Origin of the sequence: Flavobacterium anhuiense (assembly GCF_004151235.1) — a bacterium.
GTDB lineage: Bacteria > Bacteroidota > Bacteroidia > Flavobacteriales > Flavobacteriaceae > Flavobacterium > Flavobacterium anhuiense_A.
Genome location: NZ_JUIV01000011.1, coordinates 95,506 through 115,065, shown reverse-complemented (window position 1 = coordinate 115,065; position 19,560 = coordinate 95,506). Strand labels below are relative to the sequence as shown.

20 protein-coding genes are annotated in these 19,560 nt (G+C 35.0%); 16 read left to right on the top strand and 4 right to left on the bottom strand.

Features of this window, described 5'->3' with window-relative positions:
* Positions 1 to 10: 10 nt before the first annotated feature.
* From NU08_RS14225 to NU08_RS14210, 4 genes are read left to right on the top strand one after another with little or no spacing between them, the layout of a single operon-like run.
* Positions 11 to 1,540 (top strand): bifunctional GNAT family N-acetyltransferase/carbon-nitrogen hydrolase family protein, encoded by a 1,530-nt coding sequence (locus NU08_RS14225; protein WP_129747846.1) that lies wholly within the window; start codon positions 11 to 13, stop codon positions 1,538 to 1,540.
* A gap of 15 nt (positions 1,541 to 1,555) precedes the next feature.
* A complete protein-coding gene (locus tag NU08_RS14220) occupies positions 1,556 to 1,870 on the top strand; it encodes a hypothetical protein (protein WP_129747845.1) in 315 nt (104 codons plus the stop codon).
* A gap of 25 nt (positions 1,871 to 1,895) precedes the next feature.
* Entirely contained in the window at positions 1,896 to 2,243 is a 348-nt protein-coding gene (locus tag NU08_RS14215; protein WP_008465546.1) for a hypothetical protein, read from the top strand.
* 15 nt (positions 2,244 to 2,258) lie between these two features.
* Positions 2,259 to 4,652 carry a M28 family peptidase gene (locus NU08_RS14210; RefSeq protein WP_165352457.1) on the top strand — a complete coding sequence of 798 codons (2,394 nt, stop codon included), beginning with the start codon at positions 2,259 to 2,261 and terminating at the stop codon, positions 4,650 to 4,652.
* A 104-nt stretch (positions 4,653 to 4,756) separates the two neighbouring features.
* Here NU08_RS14210 and NU08_RS14205 read toward each other — a convergent pair whose 3' ends face one another.
* On the bottom strand, positions 4,757 to 5,152 hold the full coding sequence (locus NU08_RS14205) for a rhodanese-like domain-containing protein (protein ID WP_129747844.1): 396 nt from the start codon (positions 5,150 to 5,152) through the stop codon (positions 4,757 to 4,759).
* Positions 5,153 to 5,299: 147 nt separating this feature from the next.
* On the opposite strand from NU08_RS14205, the gene NU08_RS14200 reads away from it, so the two are divergent.
* From NU08_RS14200 to NU08_RS14155, 10 genes are all read left to right on the top strand, one after another.
* Positions 5,300 to 6,202 carry a LysR family transcriptional regulator gene (locus NU08_RS14200; RefSeq protein WP_129747843.1) on the top strand — a complete coding sequence of 301 codons (903 nt, stop codon included), beginning with the start codon at positions 5,300 to 5,302 and terminating at the stop codon, positions 6,200 to 6,202.
* Positions 6,187 to 6,636: a GNAT family N-acetyltransferase gene (locus NU08_RS14195; protein ID WP_129747842.1), complete on the top strand. Its 450-nt coding sequence runs from the start codon at positions 6,187 to 6,189 to the stop codon at positions 6,634 to 6,636. Before NU08_RS14200 ends, NU08_RS14195 begins: the two co-directional genes overlap by 16 nt.
* A 148-nt stretch (positions 6,637 to 6,784) precedes the next feature.
* A complete protein-coding gene (locus NU08_RS14190; protein ID WP_129747841.1) occupies positions 6,785 to 7,621 on the top strand; it encodes an SDR family oxidoreductase in 837 nt (278 codons plus the stop codon).
* A 53-nt stretch (positions 7,622 to 7,674) separates the two neighbouring features.
* Entirely contained in the window at positions 7,675 to 8,151 is a 477-nt protein-coding gene (locus tag NU08_RS14185) for a methylated-DNA--[protein]-cysteine S-methyltransferase (protein ID WP_129747840.1), read from the top strand.
* Between the two features lie 198 nt (positions 8,152 to 8,349).
* Positions 8,350 to 9,063: a 3'-5' exonuclease gene (locus tag NU08_RS14180; protein WP_129747839.1), complete on the top strand. Its 714-nt coding sequence runs from the start codon at positions 8,350 to 8,352 to the stop codon at positions 9,061 to 9,063.
* A gap of 93 nt (positions 9,064 to 9,156) precedes the next feature.
* Complete coding sequence (locus NU08_RS14175; RefSeq protein WP_129747838.1) at positions 9,157 to 10,230, top strand: winged helix DNA-binding domain-containing protein; 1,074 nt, start codon at positions 9,157 to 9,159, stop codon at positions 10,228 to 10,230.
* Positions 10,231 to 10,767: 537 nt separating this feature from the next.
* On the top strand, positions 10,768 to 12,207 hold the full coding sequence (locus tag NU08_RS14170) for a nucleoside recognition domain-containing protein (RefSeq protein ID WP_129747837.1): 1,440 nt from the start codon (positions 10,768 to 10,770) through the stop codon (positions 12,205 to 12,207).
* A gap of 203 nt (positions 12,208 to 12,410) precedes the next feature.
* On the top strand, positions 12,411 to 13,070 hold the full coding sequence (locus tag NU08_RS14165; protein WP_129747836.1) for a hypothetical protein: 660 nt from the start codon (positions 12,411 to 12,413) through the stop codon (positions 13,068 to 13,070).
* A 21-nt stretch (positions 13,071 to 13,091) separates the two neighbouring features.
* Positions 13,092 to 13,832 carry a hypothetical protein gene (locus tag NU08_RS14160; protein WP_129747835.1) on the top strand — a complete coding sequence of 247 codons (741 nt, stop codon included), beginning with the start codon at positions 13,092 to 13,094 and terminating at the stop codon, positions 13,830 to 13,832.
* 80 nt (positions 13,833 to 13,912) lie between these two features.
* On the top strand, positions 13,913 to 15,517 hold the full coding sequence (locus NU08_RS14155; RefSeq protein WP_129747834.1) for a fumarate hydratase: 1,605 nt from the start codon (positions 13,913 to 13,915) through the stop codon (positions 15,515 to 15,517).
* A gap of 121 nt (positions 15,518 to 15,638) precedes the next feature.
* Here the strand turns inward: NU08_RS14155 and NU08_RS14150 are convergent, their stop codons facing one another.
* Together NU08_RS14150 and dinB are read right to left on the bottom strand one after the other, a co-directional pair.
* Positions 15,639 to 16,139: a PAS domain-containing protein gene (locus NU08_RS14150; protein WP_129747833.1), complete on the bottom strand. Its 501-nt coding sequence runs from the start codon at positions 16,137 to 16,139 to the stop codon at positions 15,639 to 15,641.
* Positions 16,140 to 16,241: 102 nt separating this feature from the next.
* Complete coding sequence (dinB, locus tag NU08_RS14145; RefSeq protein WP_129747832.1) at positions 16,242 to 17,324, bottom strand: DNA polymerase IV; 1,083 nt, start codon at positions 17,322 to 17,324, stop codon at positions 16,242 to 16,244.
* Between the two features lie 140 nt (positions 17,325 to 17,464).
* On the opposite strand from dinB, the gene NU08_RS14140 reads away from it, so the two are divergent.
* Together NU08_RS14140 and NU08_RS14135 are read left to right on the top strand one after the other, a co-directional pair.
* Positions 17,465 to 18,199, top strand: a complete 735-nt coding sequence (locus tag NU08_RS14140) for a metallophosphoesterase family protein (RefSeq protein ID WP_129747831.1) — start codon at positions 17,465 to 17,467, stop codon at positions 18,197 to 18,199.
* A gap of 48 nt (positions 18,200 to 18,247) precedes the next feature.
* Positions 18,248 to 18,775 carry a DUF6646 family protein gene (locus NU08_RS14135; RefSeq protein WP_129747830.1) on the top strand — a complete coding sequence of 176 codons (528 nt, stop codon included), beginning with the start codon at positions 18,248 to 18,250 and terminating at the stop codon, positions 18,773 to 18,775.
* A 127-nt stretch (positions 18,776 to 18,902) separates the two neighbouring features.
* On the opposite strand, the gene NU08_RS14130 is transcribed toward NU08_RS14135, so the two are convergent.
* Complete coding sequence (locus tag NU08_RS14130; protein WP_129747829.1) at positions 18,903 to 19,556, bottom strand: CoA transferase subunit B; 654 nt, start codon at positions 19,554 to 19,556, stop codon at positions 18,903 to 18,905.
* Between the last annotated feature and the right edge of the window lie 4 nt (positions 19,557 to 19,560).

Sequence of the window (19,560 nt, the reverse complement as noted above, 5' to 3'; positions counted from 1 at the left end):
ATCTTACGATATGCAGGCAAAAATTAAAAAAGTAGAGCTAAGAAACCTTGAAATTGAGGACTATAGACAATTAAAGAAATCAATGATTGAATCGTATCCAGAAATGGCCGATTCGTATTGGGGATCTGACGACATAGAAAGACTTCTTTCTATTTTTCCGGAAGGACAGCTGGTGATTTTGGTTGACGGAAAAGTAGTAGGCTCTGCTCTATCTCTCATTGTTGATGAAAAGTTGGTAGAAAAAAGACATAACTATCAGCAAATTAGTGGAAACTATACCTTCTCTACTCACAATCCGAATGCGGAAATTTTATACGGAATAGATGTTTTTATTCACCCAAATTATAGAGGCTTGCGTTTGGGGCGCCGATTATATGATGCCAGAAAAGAACTTTGCGAACAGCTGAATTTAAAAGCAATTGTTTTTGCAGGAAGAATTCCGAACTATAGAGAACACGCTAAAAAACTGTCTCCAAAAGCGTATATAGAAAAAGTACGCACCAAAGAACTGTACGATCCGGTTCTTTCTTTTCAGCTGAGCAATGATTTCCACGTTTTACGAATCCTTAAAAATTATTTGGAAGGAGACGAAGAATCGAAAGAGTTTGCGGTTTTGCTGGAATGGAACAATATTTACTATGACGACAGTCCAAAACTAATTAATGTTAAGAAAGAAATTATTCGTTTAGGATTGATTCAGTGGCAGATGCGCCCGTTGAATAATGTCGAAGCACTTTTTGAGCAAGCTGAATTTTTTATTGATGCAGTTTCGGGTTATGGTTCTGATTTTGCCTTATTTCCAGAATTGTTTACTGCGCCTTTAATGGCCGATTATAATCATTTATCTGAAGCCGAAGCTATTCGCGAATTGGCACGCCACACCGATCCAATTCGTAAGCGCTTCCAAGAATTTGCCATTTCATACAACATCAACATTATTACTGGAAGTATGCCTTATGTCGAAGGCGGAAATCTTTACAATGTTGGTTTCTTATGTAAAAGAGACGGAACTTCAGAAATGTATACCAAAATCCATATCACGCCAAACGAAGTTATACATTGGGGGATGAAAGGCGGATCTCAATTTAAAACCTTTGATACCGATTGTGGTAAAATTGGAATTTTAATCTGTTATGATGTTGAGTTCCCAGAACTTTCTAGACTTTTGGCAGACGAAGGAATGGATATTTTGTTTGTGCCATTTTTGACCGATACTCAAAATGGTTATACTCGTGTAAAACATTGTTCGCAAGCTCGCGCCATCGAAAATGAGTGTTATGTAGCCATAGCAGGTTGCGTTGGAAATCTTCCGAAAGTAAACAATATGGATATTCAATATGCGCAATCTTCTGTATTTACGCCATCCGACTTTGCTTTTCCAAGTAACGGAATCAAAGCAGAAGCGACTCCAAACACAGAAATGACTTTAATTGTCGATGTCGATTTGAACTTATTGAAAGAACTTCACGAACATGGTAGCGTTAAAACGTTAAAGGATCGTAGATCTGATTTGTACGAAATTAAAAAATTGAATTCATAAAAATTACAGTAAAAAATGGCCATAATCAGAAAAAATCCCTTATTCGAAATTTATTTTGAAGATGGCCATTTAATAATAAATAATGCTGATTACAAAAAAGATAATAGGGCAATTGACATAGAAAACATTCAAAGTTTAGAGCTTATAAGAAATTTATCTTTCTTAAATAAAATTATCGAAGTGACATTTGGTCTAAATTTTCCAGCAAAATCTTGCGAACTAAGAATAAATATGGAAAATGGTTTTAAAGATATTATTCTAACTGACTGTGATATAAACCAGGTTGAAACTTTAATCTATGAGATTAACCAAATAATTAATAAAATCTGATTTTCAATAAATTAAAAACTGTTTCATGAAAACATGCCTCGAATGCTCAGCTAAAATTTTCGGCCGAGAAGACAAAAAATTCTGCTCTGACAGCTGTCGCAATGCCTACAATAACAAAATAAATAAAGATAGCACGAATTTCATGCGAAATATAAACAACAAGTTACGCAAAAATTACCGTATTTTGGCAGAGTTAAATGTAGATGGAAAATCTAAAGCTTCTCGAGACAAATTACTAACAAAAGGGTTTGATTTTGAGTTCTTTACAAACATTCTGCAGACCAAGACAGGAAATACATATTATTTCTTGTATGACCAAGGTTATCGTTCCTTGGACAATGATTATTTTATGCTTGTTAAAAAAGAAATATAGTTAGTTTAATTTACCATGAGAAAAAACCCCACCTCAATTCTAGCCATAGTCTGCGTTTTAGCTTTACTTGGCATTATATACGCCACGATGATGCCGCAAGGAATCTCTAAAGACGACGAAGCTCTTGCTGAATTTTCGACTGAAAGAGCCTTAAATCAAGTCGAAATTATAGCACAAAAACCACACTATGTAGGATCGACCAATCACCAACTTGTTGCTAATTATCTTAAACTAGAATTAAACAGAATCGGATTAGAAACCAGTGTTCAGGAAGGTTTTACTCTAAATGATAAAGGCCTTTTGGTAAAGTCAAAAAATATTTTGGCCCGCATTAAAGGAACAAACAATACAAAAGCGCTTTTACTTCTTTCTCATTATGACAGTGCGCCACATTCTTTCTCAAAAGGCGCAAGCGACGATGCTTCTGGTGTCGCAACAATTTTAGAAGGTGTTCGCGCCTTTTTATACTCCAAACATCCTCAAAAAAACGATATTATCATATTATTTTCTGATGCAGAAGAATTAGGATTAAACGGTGCAGCTTTATTCGTAAACAAACATCCTTGGGCAAAAGACGTTGGTTTGGTTTTAAACTTTGAAGCAAGAGGAACTTCTGGACCGAGCTACATGCTGATGGAAACCAACAAAGGAAATCAAACCTTGGTTGAGGAATTTACTAAAGCAAAACCTTCTCATCCTGTTTCAAATTCTCTGATGTACAGCATTTACAAAATGCTTCCAAATGATACTGATCTAACCGTTTTTAGAGAACAAGGAAATATTCAGGGATTCAATTTTGCTTTTATCGATGGGCATTTCAACTATCACACGCAGCAAGATGATATTCAGCATTTAAATAAAACTACGTTAGCACATCAAGGCACTTACATCATGCCTTTGTTGAAATACTTAACAAACATTGACTTAAACCAGACAGAATCTACTGAAGATAATGTTTATTTCAGTGCTCCTTTTACCTTCATTAGCTATCCGTTTACATGGGTAATGCCAATGACACTGATTGCTTTTGGATTATTGGTCTTATTCATTTTTGTTGGAAAAGTAAAAAGAATCATCACTTTCACAGAAATATTCAAAGGTTTTGTTCCGCTTTTAGGGTCGATTATAATTGCTGGATTGGTCACATTTTTAGGATGGAAACTAATTCTCGAGATTTATCCGCAGTATTCTGATCTTCTAAACGGATTTACATATAACGGACATGCTTATATAGGCGCTTTTGTTACATTAAGCATTGCCATTTGTTTTGCATTCTACCACCATTTCTCCGAAGCCAAAACCACAATGAACCATTTTGTGGCTCCTTTACTGCTTTGGATTATCATTAATGCATTTTTAGCGAACAGCCTAACGGGAGCTGGCTTTTTAATTATTCCAGTTTATTTCGGAATATTGCTATTCGGAATATTTGTTTTTACACAACATTACAGTTTAGGAATGAATTTAATATTCTCTATTCCAGCTCTGGCTATAGTTGCTCCTTTTATTGTAATGTTTCCAATTGGTTTAGGTCTAAAAATTTTATTTGGAAGCGCAATCTTAACCGTTTTGCTATTCGGATTGTTACTGCCAATATTTGGAGCTTTTGCTAAAAAAGGAGCTTGGATTGTGGTTTTCTTCCTTACTTCTATCGCATTTTTCGCTTACGCCGGATATCATTCAGGATATGAACCTGGAAAAGCCAAGTCAAACAGTTTATTGTATGTTTATAATGCCGACAACAATTCTGCGGTTTGGACAACTTATGATACCAATTTGGATGAATGGACGAAATCATATTTAGGCGAGAAAAGCCAAAAAGCAGTTGGTTTAAATACGCTTCCGCTAACAAGCAAGTACAATACAACATTTACTTACAGCGCAATTGCACCTGTAGTTGACGTTCCAAAACCTACAATTCAATTTTTAAGAGACAGCGTCATTGGAAATAATAGATACTTGAAAATTAAGATTACTCCAAACAGAAAAGTAAATCGTTATGACATTTTTGCCAATCCAAAAATGACTTTTTACAACTTTAAGGCAAATGGAGTTGCTACTTCAGGAGAAAAAACCAATCGTCTTGAACGTGAAGGTTCAAAAATATTATGTTATTATGTTGTAGGCAACGAACCGCTTGAAATGGAGTTCTACATCAACAAATCGGCTGTTTTTGATATGGATTTAATTGAAAGTTCTTTCGATTTAATGAGCAATCCGTTATTAAATGTTAAGCCAAGGGAAAATTGGATGATGCCAACTCCATTTGTATTGAATGATGCAGTTATGATTCAGCAGAAAATCAAAAGATACACACCACCAGTAAAACCGATTGAGCCCGTCGTTCCAGCAGATAGTTTAGCTGTTCCAAAAGACAGTATCAAAGCCGTTACACAGCCGCAACCTTAAAAAAATTAATGCTATGGCAACAAATGTTTGTACAATATTTTGAAGCTGTAATAAACCTTAAATAAAAGGCAGACCTAATTCTAAAGTCTGCCTTTTTTACTTTTTTAACAAGCGCATTCAATCTTCAAACCTTGCTTTTCGCCTTTTGTGCCTTCGGTTGCATATCCATCAATCTTCCACCATTCTAAAGCTCCGATTAATTCTTTAACTTTAAATCCAAGTTTTGTCATGTTCAAAGCGCCTTTTGTAGAGGCATTACAACCAATTCCTGTACAATATGTCACGTACAATACTTCTTTGTCTAAATGTTGTGTGGTTTCTGCATTCATTTCGCGATGCGGAATATTAATCGCATTCGGAATATGTTCTTCATCGTAACCAAAAGCTCTTCTGGCATCAATAACAATAATTTTTTCGCCATCGTTTAATGCTTCGAATAAATCTGAAGGATCCATTTCATAAGCTAACTTGTTTTCGTAATGTTTAATTTGTGCTTCCATTTTAATTGTCTTTTTAATGATTTTATTTTTCAAAAGTAGAAGATGATTTCATGCCATAAAAACGAAAAGATTTCATCAATAGCATTACTTTTTTTCATACAAAAGCCAGTCTAAAATTTTGTTACTTTGTGTATTAATTCGTCAAAAATGGAAATACGACACTTAAAATTGATAAAAGCAATCGTAGAAGAAGGAAGTATTACGAAAGCAATCGATAAACTTCATTTGACACAATCTGCTTTGAGCCATCAACTCAAAGAAGCAGAATATCAATTGGGTACTGCTATTTTTTTGAGAGTCAATAAAAAACTGGTTCTCACAAAAGCAGGCGAAAAAGTTTATGATGTAGCCAACGAAATCCTAAATAAACTTGCTGAAACTGAAACTCAGATCAAACAAATGGTTTTTGGCGAATCTGGCGAAATCAGGATTAGTACCGAATGTTTTTCGAGTTATCACTGGCTTCCGTCCGTTTTAAAACAGTTTCATCTTTTATATCCCAATGTAGAATTAAAAATTGTAGCCGAAGCAACGCACATTCCGCTGCAGAAATTATTAGAAAATACTATTGATATTGCAATAGTTAGCGATACCATTAAAGACAATCATATAAAATACACCGAACTTTTTCAGGACGAAATGGTAATGGTCGTTTCCGAAAATCATTCTTGGGCAGACAAAAAATATGTAGTTGCAGAAGATTTCATCAGCGAACATTTGATTATTCATTCCCTTCCGCTCGAAACCGTTACTATCCATCAGTTTCTTTTGGCTCCAGCCAAAGTAAGTCCGAAGAAAATAACTCCGATGCCTTTAACAGAAGCTTCTCTGGAAATGGTAAAAGCCGACATGGGCGTTATGTCTATGGCAAAATGGGCACTGCAGCCACATTTAAAAAACAATCCGATTAAAGCAGTAAAAATTGGAAAGAGTGGCTTGAAACGAAAACACTTCATTGCTACTCGTGCCAATGAAAATTATCCCGATTATTTTCATCATTTTATCAGCTTTTTACAAAACGAAATCAACTTACAATGGAATATTCAATAAGAAACTGCGAAATAACAGATTTACCCAAATTGCTTGCTTTGCTTCAAAAACACGCTGAATTTGAAAAAGCTGAATTCTCTCCCGAAGGAAAAGAAGAAGGTTTAAAGAATGCTTTATTTGGCGAGAATCCTAAATTATTCTGTTTGGTTGTTGCCACAGAAGAAACTATTGTTGGTTATGCATCCTACACTTTTGATTTTTCTACTTGGAACGCACAAACATTTCTATACATGGACTGTTTGTTTTTGGAAGAAGAAACAAGAGGTTTTGGGATTGGTGAAATTTTAATCGAAAAACTAAAAGAAATCGGAACCCAAAACAATTGTGTCAATATACAATGGCAAACACCTGAATTTAATACAAGAGCTATTAAATTCTATAACAGAATGGGCGCAAAAGGAAAAGACAAAGTCCGATTTACATTAACTTTGTAAATCTTTTTTTGTTTCACGCAGATTTGGCAGATTGAGCAGATTCAATTTGAAATGATTATCTGCAAGATCTTCTTAAATCATTTTAAATCTGCGTGAAAAAAACTTTGCAACTCTGCAACTTTGTAACTTTGCATCTTAAAAAGAAAAAATGACAAAAATTAGTATACTTGGCTGTGGTTGGTTAGGACTTCCTTTAGCGAAAGCATTAATTGCAAAAGGAAATTCGCTAAACGGATCAACAACTTCGGAGAACAAACTTCCAATCTTAAAAGATGCAGGAATAAATCCGTTTCTTGTCATCCTGAGCGAAGTCGAAGGAAACTTTGAAAGCGGTGGAATTTCCGAGAACATTAATTCTTTTTTAGCCGAAAGCGAAATCTTAATCATAGATATTCCGCCAAAACTGAGAACAGTAGATCCAAGTTCTGAGAAGAAAGCTTTTGTCGAAAAAATCAAAAACCTAATTCCGTTTATAGAAAAATCAAAGATTCAGAAAGTGCTTTTTGTAAGTTCAACTTCTGTTTACGGCGATGATAATGGTCTTGTAACAGAAGAAACAATTCCGAATCCAGACACAGAAAGTGGCAAACAATTGGTTTTAGCTGAAAAATTGCTTCAAGAAAATCAAAATTTTGAAACTACCATTCTTCGTTTTGCTGGATTAATTGGTGAAGATCGCCATCCTGTTAAGTTTTTAGCCGGAAAAGAAAACCTAGAAAATCCAGATGCTCCAATAAATTTAATTCATCAGAATGATTGCATCGGCATTATTGAAGCCATCATAAATCAATCCAAATGGAACGAGGTTTTTAATGCTGTTGCGCCTTTTCATCCAACAAGACAAGAATATTATACCCAAGAGGCTAAAGATCGAAACTTACCTTTACCCAAATTCAGCACTAAAAAATCAAATATTAAAAAGGAAATTTCAAGTAAAAAGATTGAAAACAGTCTAAACTATCAATTCAAGCTGGAGAATTATTAAAAAAACTTTGCGAACTTCGCGATAAATCTTTGCGCCTTTGCGGTTAAAAAACTATGGAAACAGTTTTCATCAATTCGCCTCTAGGAATCACCAAAATTATTGGAGATGAAAACGGTATTGCGGTAATTTCGGTGTCTGATGTTGGAACAAATGAAGTTTCTAAGGAAATTCCAGAAGTTTTAAAAGAAGCCGTTTTGCAGTTAAATGAATATTTTGAAGGCAAAAGAACCGATTTTGACTTAAAACTGAATCCGCAAGGAACCGAATTTCAGCAGAAAGTCTGGAAATCTCTTCTTGAAATTCCATACGGAAAAACGGTAAGTTACATGGATCAGACCAAAAAACTGGGCGATGTAAAAGCAATTCGTGCCGTAGCCTCAGCAAATGGCAAAAATCCACTTTGGATTGTTGTGCCTTGCCATCGCGTTATCGGAACAAACGGATCTTTGACCGGCTACGCTGGCGGATTGTCACGCAAAAAATGGCTTTTGGAACACGAAAGCCCGTCTGCACAGCAAAGCTTGTTTTAGTATTTGCCACTAATTTCACGAATTCTCACTAATTTTTTTCCCCTTTAATTTTCTTTGTTTTTACATTTCGATGTTTAAATAAGAAAATTCACCCGATTGCATATTTCATGATCCATAAAAAACCAAATTTGTGTACATTTATATCGGCAAAGAATTAGTGCAATTCGTGAAATTAGTGGCAAAAACCGCAATAAAAATATGATTGAAAAGATAAACCTTAATAACATTCTCTTTCTTGATATAGAAACTGTTCCTGAAGAAGAAAACTTCAATTCGCTTGACGCGGAAATGCAATCACTTTGGGATTTGAAAACGCAATATCAGCGAAAAGATGAGTTTACTCCAGAAGAATTTTACGAACGTGCCGGAATCTGGGCCGAATTCGGAAAGATAATCTGCATTTCAGTTGGTTTTTTTACAATTAAAGGAGATGTTCGCAATTTTAGAGTAACTTCATTCTTTGGCGAAGAAAAGAAAATCCTAAAAGACTTTTCGAATCTGATCAACAATCATTTTAATCAGCCTCAGCATCTGCTTTGCGGACATAATTCGAAAGAATTTGATATTCCGTTTATTGCCCGAAGAATGATTATCAATCAAATGCCTATTCCTGATAAATTGAATTTATTTGGCAAAAAACCTTGGGAAGTTCCGCATTTAGACACGTTAGAATTATGGAAGTTTGGAGATTATAAGCATTATACATCTTTAAAACTATTGACGAAGATTCTTGGTGTGCCATCGCCAAAAGGCGATATCGACGGAAGTCAAGTTGCTCACGTTTATTATGCCGAAAAGGACATTGACCGAATTATTACCTATTGCGAAAAAGATACGATTGCTGTAGCTCAGATTTTCTTACGTTTACGCCGAGAAGATTTACTGATTGATGATGAAATTATTCATGTGTAACTTTAAAGTTGCTAAGATTCTAAGGTTCTGAGATGCTGGTTTTTTTAGCTACGCTGTTTAAATGAACTCAAATAACTTATATGGTTTAAAAAAATGATTCATTCCGAAATTTCACATCATCGCATGGCTTCTCAGAAGCTTTACCAGGAAAATCAATGTTCTCCTCAGGAAATTGTACATCATTTTGGCGCTATGCAGGCTCAGGATTATGCCATGGCAAAATGGGCGATTGGTTCTCGTTGCAATGCCTCTGAAAAAGAAATCGAAGAAGCAGTTAATTCTGGAAAAATTATTAGAACCCATATTCTTCGTCCAACTTGGCATTTTGTTTCGGCTGATGATATTTATTGGATGCTTGATCTCTCTGCCCCGCAAATAAAAAAACTTGCTATTTCTGGCGCTAAAAAATTTGGAGTGGATGAAAAAAAGTTGATTCAGATTAATACTACTATTGAAAAGCTACTATCAGGAAACAATCATTTGACTCGCGATGAAATTATGCAGGAGCTTAATATCAAAAAAACATCGAAAGAAGATTTTCTAGGTGCTGCCATTATGATGAATGCAGAATTGGAAGGTTTGGTTTGTAATGGAAGAATGAAAGGCAAACAAATTACGTATGCTTTGCTTGAAGAAAGAGTTTCTAAACCAAAAACAAAACTGACTAAAGAAGAAGGATTAGCAAAACTCGCTCTGCGCTACTTTGAAAGTCACGGCCCAGCAACTTTACTTGATTTCTCATGGTGGTCTGGTTTCGCGCCAACAATTTGCCAAAAAGCAATTAACGCAATTGAGTTGCAATTAAATTCTATTCCCATTGAAAATCAGACTTTTTGGCTTTCTAAAAACCGTTCTATGAAAGATAGCTTTCGTGAAAGCGTACATTTTCTGCCAGCTTTTGACGAGATTTTAATTTCATACAAAACGCGCGAAGCTTCGTTTTCTGGAGATCATCAGTCCAAAACTTTTACCAATAATGGCATTTTTAAACCCATCATTTTAGAAAATGGAAAAGTAATTGGAATCTGGAAACGAACGATTAAAAAAGATCATGTAAAAATTGAAACCGAGTTTTTTAATGAAACTGAAAATTCAAAAAAGGAAATTCTTTTTGAAGGAATTAAAGCTTTTGAAACCTATTTGGAAACCAAAGTTGTGATTGAGTAATTAATTTTTAAAGTTTAAAAAAAAATCGAAAATTATTAAATGAATAAAAAAACTATCGCCCTTATTTTCTCATTCTTAGGAATCATTTCATTATTTCTTCCATATAATCAGGATACTATAATTGCTTGTGGCAAAGACTTCAGTTCAAAAGAGTATTATCATAATAGCTTTATAAATTTCATCACAGAATCCTCTAATAAAACACCGAATATTAGTGATATAACTGAAGCTTTCCTCATTCTTATTATTTATTTTTCACTTATTTTTTCTTCAATACTATTTTTATTTAATAAAATCAAAATTTCTATTTTTCTTATTTTCATAACATTGTTCTTAATGACAATCTCTTTCGTTAGCTCAAGAAATGATTTGCTTTTTGGATATTATTTAATGGCTCTTCATCAAATATTACTTTTGTTTTACATCATACAATCAAAAAACAAATTCGAACCCGCTTGAGTCTATCTTGAAAAATCAAATTTACTTTTGTAATTGTCATTGCGATTGATTTATTTAAATTTACAAAAAATTACAGTTATGGTATTAAGCAGATTTTGGTTAGTTATTTTTATTTCTTCGATTCTTTTTATTGTTGTCAGTTTATTTACGGCCAATACTTATACCATTGATTCTGTTCTGAATGGAAAAAAAGACGATCCTGTTTTAGTTTCTGAAAAATACATTGAAGAACTTCCGGCTTTCCTAAAAGACAGTATTCAAAAAGCTCCAGATCAAACCATGATCGTCAATCGTGATACGCTAAATGCTGACACGACTTATGTTTACAAAAACAAAACCGTAAAAATTTACAGCGGTCTTCAAAAATCTGACGGATTGCTACCAACTTGCAAAAGCACTTTAGTCGATTTAATTTTGCCTCTTATTGCCTATTTAGCCTTTTTCTGCGGATTAATGGAACTTTTAATCGTTTCTGGAGCTTCTGGAAACTTGGCAAAAGCCTTGAGTCCTGTATTTGTAAAAGTTTTTCCAAGCATTCCTAAAAATCATCCTTCGATATCTTACATGACCTTAAACTTTGCCGCCAATTTCTTGGGATTGGATTCGGCCGCAACACCTTTTGGATTAAAAGCAATGGAAAGTTTACAGGAAATAAACCCTGAAAAAGATAAAGCCAGCGATGCACAAATCATGTTTATGTGTCTTCATGCGTCTGGTTTAACCTTAATCGCAACTTCAATTATCGGTTATCGTGCCGCTGCAAATGCCAGCAATCCTGCTGATGTAATGTTGCCATGTATCATTACATCGTTTATCGGAACCATTGCCGCTTTCTTAATTGTCGGAGTAAAACAGAAAATCAATTTCAAAAGTGCTTCGCTTTTAATTGGCTTAATGGGATTAATTGCTGCAATTGTTGGTTTATTGATGTATGTGAATCATTTAGATTTAATTGGAAAAAACTATTTCACTTCTAACCTTTCTGGATTAATTTTATTGGCGATCATAGTGTTTACACTAATTTTTTCTTTCAAACATGAGAAAAAATTCAGAGAAGCAGACACTACCGTGTTCGATACTTTTGTTGTTGGCGCCAATAATGGAGTTAAAACGGGAGTTACGATTTTTCCATACGTTTTAGGAATGTTAGTTGCGATTTCACTTTTTAGAAACAGCGGTTTATTTGAAATCATCAGTGACGCAATCGGATTTATCTTTTCGAATCTTGGTGTAAGCAAAGAAATTACAAATGCACTGCCAGTTGCAATGCTTCGTCCGTTTAGTTCTGCAGGTTCAAGAGGTTTCTTAATTGATTCTATGAATACTTTTGGAGCCGATTCGTTAACGGCTAGATTGAGCAGTATTTTCCAATGTAGTGCCGAAAGTACATTTTATGTTATTGCGGTTTATTTTGGTTCTGTAAATATCAAAAACACTCGTTACGCATTAGGCACAATGCTTCTAGTAGATTTAATCTGTGTTATTACAGCAATTTTTGTAGCCACTTGGTTTTTCTAATAAGCGTCAAAAAAATATAAAATTATTTTTACAAAAGCCTTTATAACAATAGATAAAGGCTTTTTTATTAAAGTTTTAATACAAGATACCGACATGAATTAGACGCATTATCTTACATTATTTTTTCTTTTTTTGTAAAAACCTCTTAGAATTTTATATTTTAGAGCCTTCTAAGAATAAAACAATTAAATATTCCCCCAAATATGTTTAAATGGTTTTTAAGTAAAAAGAAGGGCTCTAAAAGTCCCGAAAAAATCGAATGCGTAGCAGAAGCACAACCTACAGAAAAAGCTGAATCTGCGCAAAGCAAAGTCGATTCTAATAAAATTGACTGGCTTATTAATGATTCGCTTCTTGCCTTTATGCCTCGCGAATTATTTATGCACTACTCTGATTCTACTACTGTAAAAGATCTTCAGGATCCGTCGTGGCAAAATCAAGGACTCTACTTTTGGAAAGAAAAGGAAGCTTTTGAAAACAAATCACTTCCAGGTTTTTTTGAAACTATGGAACAAAAATTATTTGTGATTAACGAGGTGCCAGATTACATCTCGCTGGTTTCAGGAAAGGCCATGCCTTGGTTTGGAATGCCTGGAGGTGGCGAAAAATTCTTTTTTAGATATGACGAAAGCACTCCGGTAACTATTGAAGAAGCACATAAACTCAATATTATCAATTATGTTGAAATTGTGGAATTGAATCAGGACAACCTTAGCGTTCTAAATGACAGAGATAATTATTGCTTTTTAATAGATCCTAACGAAGTTAAGTATGAAGATCAGCTTTTTTATCTTAATGGCGAAAAAATCTCATTGGCAGAACTTTATCAAAAAAAGAAACTTTTAGTTCTATCTGTTGAATAAAATCACTTTTGAATTATAATTATGAAAATCCACACTCTTTTCTTCCTGCTTGTTTTAGTCGGATGCCAAAAAACAAAAACTACAGAAGCAACTCAAATTGCAGAAATCATAGAACCGCAAGAAATATTGGAGGTTACAAATGATGAAAAAATCATTAAGACCGATACTGTAGCCATTTATACCGACGGAACAGAATCGTCTACAGATTACATTCTGGCGCATTTGGTAGACCAGCAGGCAGACAAAGACAGTATTGTTACCGTAAAATATCGATTAGATTTTTATCAGAATAAAACCAAAACCGCGTCTTCAAAAATCGCAATAAAAGGCTTTGAAAAAGGTTCTGAATGGATAGCGTCTTATGGACTTACCTCTGAAACTTCTAAAAATTCTCCATTTATACAAATTTCTGTGGGTTATCCTGCCTGTGGCTATTCGCATGAAAACTATTTATACTACCTAAAAAGTAAAGACTTACAGTTGGTTCACCAATGGAGCACAATGTCTGACAGCGGTTGGGGAAGCTGGGTTGAAATAGTGAACCCTTCCACCAATTCTGACCCGAAATCATTTTATTGCAAAACCGTTGCATTTGTGCCTGCGGATGAAGATGAGAACCTTGACATGGGAATCCTTTCTCACTCAGATTCAATATCTTTTGAATTAACAGACAACAAATGGAAAAAGATGTTACTGTCTGCGAAAGACAAACCTTACTTCGAAAAAAAGATGACGTTTGATCAATTTAATAGCGTAGAATAAAAATCATAAAACTGCTCAAGAGTTCTTATTCAAATTCTTTCTTAGGTAAATAATTTCTAAATTTGTAAAAAAACAAAACAATGATTGATTTTATATACCAAGATCCTTATCCGATCTTAAAAGATGATACGCAGTACCGCAAAATCACTTCTGATTTTGTAAAAGTTGAAAAATTTGGAGAACGTGAAGTTTTAACTGTTGACCCAAAAGGTTTAGAGTTATTGGCAGAAGAAGCTTTGACTGATGTTTCGTTTATGCTGAGAACATCTCATTTGCAAAAATTAAGAAAAATTCTAGACGATCCAGAAGCTACAGACAATGACCGATTTGTGGCTTACAATTTATTGCAAAATGCATCTGTAGCTGCTGAAGGTAAGTTGCCAAGCTGCCAGGATACGGGAACTGCGATTGTAATGGCCAAAAAAGGCGAAAGCATTTTTACTGGTGTTGATGATGCAGAATGGTTAAGCCGCGGTATTTTCAATACCTATCAAAAAAGAAATTTACGTTATTCGCAGATCGTTCCGATTTCGATGTTTGAAGAAAAAAATTCAGGATCAAATCTTCCGGCTCAAATTGATATTTATGCTAAAAAGGGAACTTCTTACGACTTTTTGTTTATGGCAAAAGGTGGAGGATCTGCAAACAAAACGTATTTATACCAACAGACAAAATCTTTGTTGAATGAAAAATCGATGGACGAATTCATTCGCACAAAAATCAAAGATTTAGGAACTTCGGCTTGTCCTCCATACCACTTGGCTTTGGTAATTGGCGGAACTTCTGCTGAAGCTAACTTAAGCGCTGTTAAAAAGGCTTCTGCAGGATATTATGACAATCTTCCAACATCTGGAAACATGGCTGGCCAAGCTTTCCGTGATCTTGAATGGGAAGAAAGAGTACAGAAAATCTGTCAAGAAAGTGCGATTGGAGCGCAGTTTGGCGGAAAATATTTCACTCACGACGTACGTGTAATCCGTTTGCCTCGTCACGCGGCTTCTTGTCCGGTTGGATTAGGGGTTTCTTGTTCTGCTGATAGAAATATTAAAGGAAAAATCACTAAAGATGGAATCTTTGTTGAGCAATTGGAAACAAATCCAAAACAATTTTTACCAGAAACAGCTCCGCATTTAGAAGCGCCTGTAGAAATTGATTTAGATCAGCCAATGGCAGATATTTTGGCTAAATTGTCTCAATATCCAGTTAAAACTCGTCTAAAATTAAACGGAACTGTAATTGTTGCTAGAGATATTGCTCACGCAAAAATCAAAGAATTGCTAGACGCTGGAAAACCAATGCCTGATTATTTCAAAAATCACCCAGTATATTATGCTGGTCCCGCAAAAACCCCAGAGGGAATGGCTTCAGGAAGTTTCGGGCCGACAACTGCTGGCCGTATGGACGTTTATGTGGATGAATTCCAAAAAAATGGCGGAAGTATGATTATGCTTGCAAAAGGAAACCGAACTAAACAAGTAACCGATGCCTGCAACAAATACGGCGGATTCTACTTAGGTTCTATCGGAGGTCCTGCTGCTATTCTGGCGCAAGACAACATCTTAAAAGTTGAAGTTGTTGATTTTGAAGAGTTAGGAATGGAGGCTGTTCGTAAAATCACGGTTAAAGATTTCCCTGCATTCATTATTACGGATGATAAAGGAAATGATTTCTTTGCAAACTTGTAAAAGTGTTCTGCCACAAAGACACTAAGACACAAAGTTTTTTTATAATAAAAGCCACCTATTGGTGGCTTTATTTTTTCTTCTTTTTCAAAACATCTTTGCGTCTTTGAGCCTTCGTGGCCAATTAAGCGCTTAAATCTTGTTTTTCAAAAGCTATAAAATGTGATATTTCGCCTTTTAAGTTATACACTGGCGAAGCCTCTATTTTGCATTTATAAGTCTGTCCGTTTTTTCTATAGTTTTCTAGGGTTTTTGCGAAAGGAATCTGTTTTTTTACCGCTTCCCTTATTTCTTTTAAATCTTTTTGGGAAGTTGCCGGACCTTGAAACATCTTTGGCGTCCTGCCCAAAACTTCTTCCTCTTTGTAACCCGTCATTCTTTTTATTCCGCTTGAAGCGAAAACTATTCTCAGATTTAAATCAGTCACCAAAACCACTTCTTGTTTAATTCTTTCTCGAATATTGAGCTTTTTCTCATCCCAGACAAATTCATCTGAAATCTTACTGACTCTCTCCAAGTCACTGCTTAAGGCTTTTAGCTCATTTAGATATTCATAATGAAAATCCCAAGATAAGATTGGAACTGAATTTCGCTGCACTAGATCATCAGAATTTTTATTTTTCATACTAAAACAATTCAGAAGATGAATGGATCTTTTCCCTCAAAGATAGCAGAAAAATTTTGTTATGAGAAGTGCTGAATCTTAATATACGATTAAAAAATATCGTCAAAATGTAAATTTCAACTGCACAACAACTGCCTTCTTAACCTCTGTATTCAAGTTACTTAACGAAATTCCAAGCAGCCTGACCGAATCTTTCATTTTCTCCTGATACAGTAATTCTTCAACATTTTCCATAATCAGACTTTTATCAGAAATAAAATAAGGTAGTGTTTTGCTTCTTGTCTGCTGCGAAAAATCGCTGTATTTAATCTTGAGCGTAATTGTTTTTCCTGAAACATTATATCGCTTGAGACGTTTTTCTAATGAACCTGCAATTCGTTCCAATTGTTCCATCATAAAAATCTCAGAAGACAAATTCACATCAAAAGTATGTTCTGCCGCGACAGATTTAGCGATTCGAGAAGATTTAACTTCGCTATTATGAATACCTCGAACAACATGGTAATAAAAAGCCCCCGATTTACCGAAATGTTTCTCTAAAAAATCCAAAGACTTGCTTTTCAAATCTGTTCCTGTAAAAATTCCTAGTTGATACATTTTTTCTGTCGTGACTTTTCCGACTCCATAAAATTTACGGATTGGAAGATCTTCCAGAAAAGCTTCGACTTCATCCGGATTTACGGTTTTTTGCCCGTTTGGCTTATTGTAATCACTGGCAATTTTGGCAACAAATTTATTGACTGAAATACCTGCTGATGCCGTCAACCCAACTTCATTAAAAATTCTTGTTCTGATTTCCTGTGCGAGAAGACTTGCGCTAGGGTTTCCTTTTTTGTTTTTGGTCACATCCAAATAAGCTTCGTCAAGCGAAAGTGGCTCAACTAAATCGGTGTATTCATGAAAGATTTTATGAATTTTGGATGAAATCTCTTTATAGCGGTCAAATCTTGGTCTGACGAAGATAATTTCCGGACAGTATTTTTTGGCTAAAACTCCACTGATGGCACTTCGAACACCAAACTTTCTAGCTTCATAACTTGCCGCCGAAACCACGCCTCGATTCTCTGAACCGCCAACTGCAACTGGCTTTCCTCTTAACTCTGGATTGTCCATCTGCTCTACCGATGCATAAAAGGCATCCATATCAATGTGAATAATTTTACGATATGTTGGTGTTTCAGACATATTGCAAATTTAAAAAGGAAAAACAATAAAAAAACGCTGTAAATAGTTATAAATCATATCAATTTTTAAAGAATGCGAATTCGATGAGTCCAAACCAATTATTCTTTCTATTTTTGTTCTTCTACTCGAAAAATTAAATAATGCGAACATTTGTTATAGGTGACATTCATGGCGGATTACTTGCACTTGAACAAGTTTTGTCAAGAGCCAAAGTTACTACTGAAGATACCCTCATTTTTTTGGGCGATTATGTTGACGGCTGGAGTCAGTCTGTTGAAGTAATTGACTATTTGATTGATTTAAAAAGCAAACAAAACATCATCTGCATAAGAGGAAACCATGACCAGCTTGCTTTGGACTGGTTGGAAGAAAGACACGATGATTTTGATGAGGAAATGTGGTACAAGCATGGCGGAAAAGCTACAGTTGAAGGCTACGCTAAAATTTCTGCGGAGAAAAAAAGAGCTCATATCGAATTTCTAGAAAATCTTCAGGATTATTATCTTGATGATCAGAACCGTTTGTTTGTTCATGCTGGTTTTACCAATTTGAATGGTGTAAAATGGGAATATTTTTCAAAACTATTTTATTGGGACAGAACACTTTGGGAAACAGCTCTTTCATTAGACCCAAAATTAAAAGAAGACGACTTACACTATCCTAAAAGATTTACCGTTTACAAGGAAGTTTATATTGGCCACACACCTGTTACCCGAATCGGCGAAACAGTTCCTGTAAATAAAGCTTGTGTTTGGAACGTAGATACAGGCGCTGCATTTAGAGGTCCGCTTACGATTTTAGATGTCGACACAAAGGAATATTGGCAAAGTGAACCATTAAACGAACTCTATTTTAACGAAAAAGGTAGGAATTAATTTATTTAAAAATTACATTTGCGCCACAATAATTAATATTAAATTTTTATGAAAAAGGTTATTACACTTTTGTTTTTAGTGACATTCGGATTTGTTAATGCTCAAGAAGCTTTCAAAGGAAAGGGAGATATTAAAGTAAACGTAGGAGCTAATTTACAAGATGGTGGTTCTGGAATTCAAGGTTCTGTTGATTTTGGTTTAGGAGAAAATTTCTCTTTTGGTTTTGTCGCTAATTATATCCTAGGATTTGATAATTTTAATGGTTTCTACCATGGCAGCACAAATCCTTATCACGATGCTGAACCAGATTTCTCTGATCGTTTTGATGCAAAAGCAAGAATCAATGCTAACTTATCTAGTGTAATTGGTGTAAAAGAATTGGACGTTTACCCTGGATTAAGCTTAGGTTTACATAATTTCGGCGGACATGTTGGTGGTCGTTATTTCTTTACTGACGGATTTGGTGTTTTCACAGAAATCGGATTCCCAATTGCAAAATACGGTTCAAACAATGATCCTTTTTATCATTTGAATAATCAAGCTACTTTTAGTTTAGGAGCTTCTTTCAACTTATAGTTTTTTTTTGCCACAAAGGCACTAAGTCACAAAGTTTTTTAAAAGATAAAACCGCCTTATTGGGCGGTTTTCTTTTTTTGCTTTAAAAAATTTACTTTGAGTCTTTGTGCCTTTGTGGCAATTTCTCCTAAATAGACATCTCAGGAATTTCGCCTTCAATGATCAAATCAGCTTCAGTTGAGGCGATGATGTGCTCAACTGAGACACCTGGCGCTCGTTCTAAGAGCTTAAAACCTTTTTCTGTTACTTCGAGAACCGCAAGCTCAGTTACAACCTTTTTAACGCATCCTACACCCGTTAATGGCAAAGTGCATCTTTTTAAGATTTTTGACTCACCAGCTTTGTTTACATGCATCATGGCAACGATGATATTTTCGGCGGAAGCCACCAAATCCATTGCGCCTCCCATTCCTTTTACCATTTTGCCAGGAATTTTCCAATTGGCAATATCTCCGTTTTCAGAAACTTCCATTGCTCCAAGAATCGTCAAATCCACTTTCTGACTACGAATCATTCCGAAACTGAAAGCCGAATCAAAAAAACTTGCACCCGGAAGCGTTGTGATGGTTTGTTTTCCTGCATTGATAATATCTGCATCTTCTTCTCCTTCAAACGGAAAAGGTCCCATTCCAAGAACCCCATTTTCACTTTGAAATTCTACCGCAATATCTTCTCGAACATAATTTGCTACTAAGGTCGGAATTCCAATTCCTAAATTAACGAAGTATCGGTCTTTTACTTCTTTAGCAATTCGTTTTGCTATATCTTCTTTTGTTAACATATCT

What these genes read in the sequence shown, in the direction of transcription:
- NU08_RS14225 (WP_129747846.1), top strand. Translation starts at nt 11, where the DNA reads ATGCAGGCAAAAATTAAAAAAGTAGAGCTAAGAAACCTTGAAATTGAG.
- NU08_RS14220 (WP_129747845.1), top strand. Translation starts at nt 1,556, where the DNA reads ATGGCCATAATCAGAAAAAATCCCTTATTCGAAATTTATTTTGAAGAT.
- NU08_RS14215 (WP_008465546.1), top strand. Translation starts at nt 1,896, where the DNA reads ATGAAAACATGCCTCGAATGCTCAGCTAAAATTTTCGGCCGAGAAGAC.
- NU08_RS14210 (WP_165352457.1), top strand. Translation starts at nt 2,259, where the DNA reads ATGAGAAAAAACCCCACCTCAATTCTAGCCATAGTCTGCGTTTTAGCT.
- NU08_RS14205 (WP_129747844.1), bottom strand. Translation starts at nt 5,152, where the DNA reads ATGGAAGCACAAATTAAACATTACGAAAACAAGTTAGCTTATGAAATG.
- NU08_RS14200 (WP_129747843.1), top strand. Translation starts at nt 5,300, where the DNA reads ATGGAAATACGACACTTAAAATTGATAAAAGCAATCGTAGAAGAAGGA.
- NU08_RS14195 (WP_129747842.1), top strand. Translation starts at nt 6,187, where the DNA reads ATGGAATATTCAATAAGAAACTGCGAAATAACAGATTTACCCAAATTG.
- NU08_RS14190 (WP_129747841.1), top strand. Translation starts at nt 6,785, where the DNA reads ATGACAAAAATTAGTATACTTGGCTGTGGTTGGTTAGGACTTCCTTTA.
- NU08_RS14185 (WP_129747840.1), top strand. Translation starts at nt 7,675, where the DNA reads ATGGAAACAGTTTTCATCAATTCGCCTCTAGGAATCACCAAAATTATT.
- NU08_RS14180 (WP_129747839.1), top strand. Translation starts at nt 8,350, where the DNA reads ATGATTGAAAAGATAAACCTTAATAACATTCTCTTTCTTGATATAGAA.
- NU08_RS14175 (WP_129747838.1), top strand. Translation starts at nt 9,157, where the DNA reads ATGATTCATTCCGAAATTTCACATCATCGCATGGCTTCTCAGAAGCTT.
- NU08_RS14170 (WP_129747837.1), top strand. Translation starts at nt 10,768, where the DNA reads ATGGTATTAAGCAGATTTTGGTTAGTTATTTTTATTTCTTCGATTCTT.
- NU08_RS14165 (WP_129747836.1), top strand. Translation starts at nt 12,411, where the DNA reads ATGTTTAAATGGTTTTTAAGTAAAAAGAAGGGCTCTAAAAGTCCCGAA.
- NU08_RS14160 (WP_129747835.1), top strand. Translation starts at nt 13,092, where the DNA reads ATGAAAATCCACACTCTTTTCTTCCTGCTTGTTTTAGTCGGATGCCAA.
- NU08_RS14155 (WP_129747834.1), top strand. Translation starts at nt 13,913, where the DNA reads ATGATTGATTTTATATACCAAGATCCTTATCCGATCTTAAAAGATGAT.
- NU08_RS14150 (WP_129747833.1), bottom strand. Translation starts at nt 16,139, where the DNA reads ATGAAAAATAAAAATTCTGATGATCTAGTGCAGCGAAATTCAGTTCCA.
- dinB (WP_129747832.1), bottom strand. Translation starts at nt 17,324, where the DNA reads ATGTCTGAAACACCAACATATCGTAAAATTATTCACATTGATATGGAT.
- NU08_RS14140 (WP_129747831.1), top strand. Translation starts at nt 17,465, where the DNA reads ATGCGAACATTTGTTATAGGTGACATTCATGGCGGATTACTTGCACTT.
- NU08_RS14135 (WP_129747830.1), top strand. Translation starts at nt 18,248, where the DNA reads ATGAAAAAGGTTATTACACTTTTGTTTTTAGTGACATTCGGATTTGTT.
- NU08_RS14130 (WP_129747829.1), bottom strand. Translation starts at nt 19,556, where the DNA reads ATGTTAACAAAAGAAGATATAGCAAAACGAATTGCTAAAGAAGTAAAA.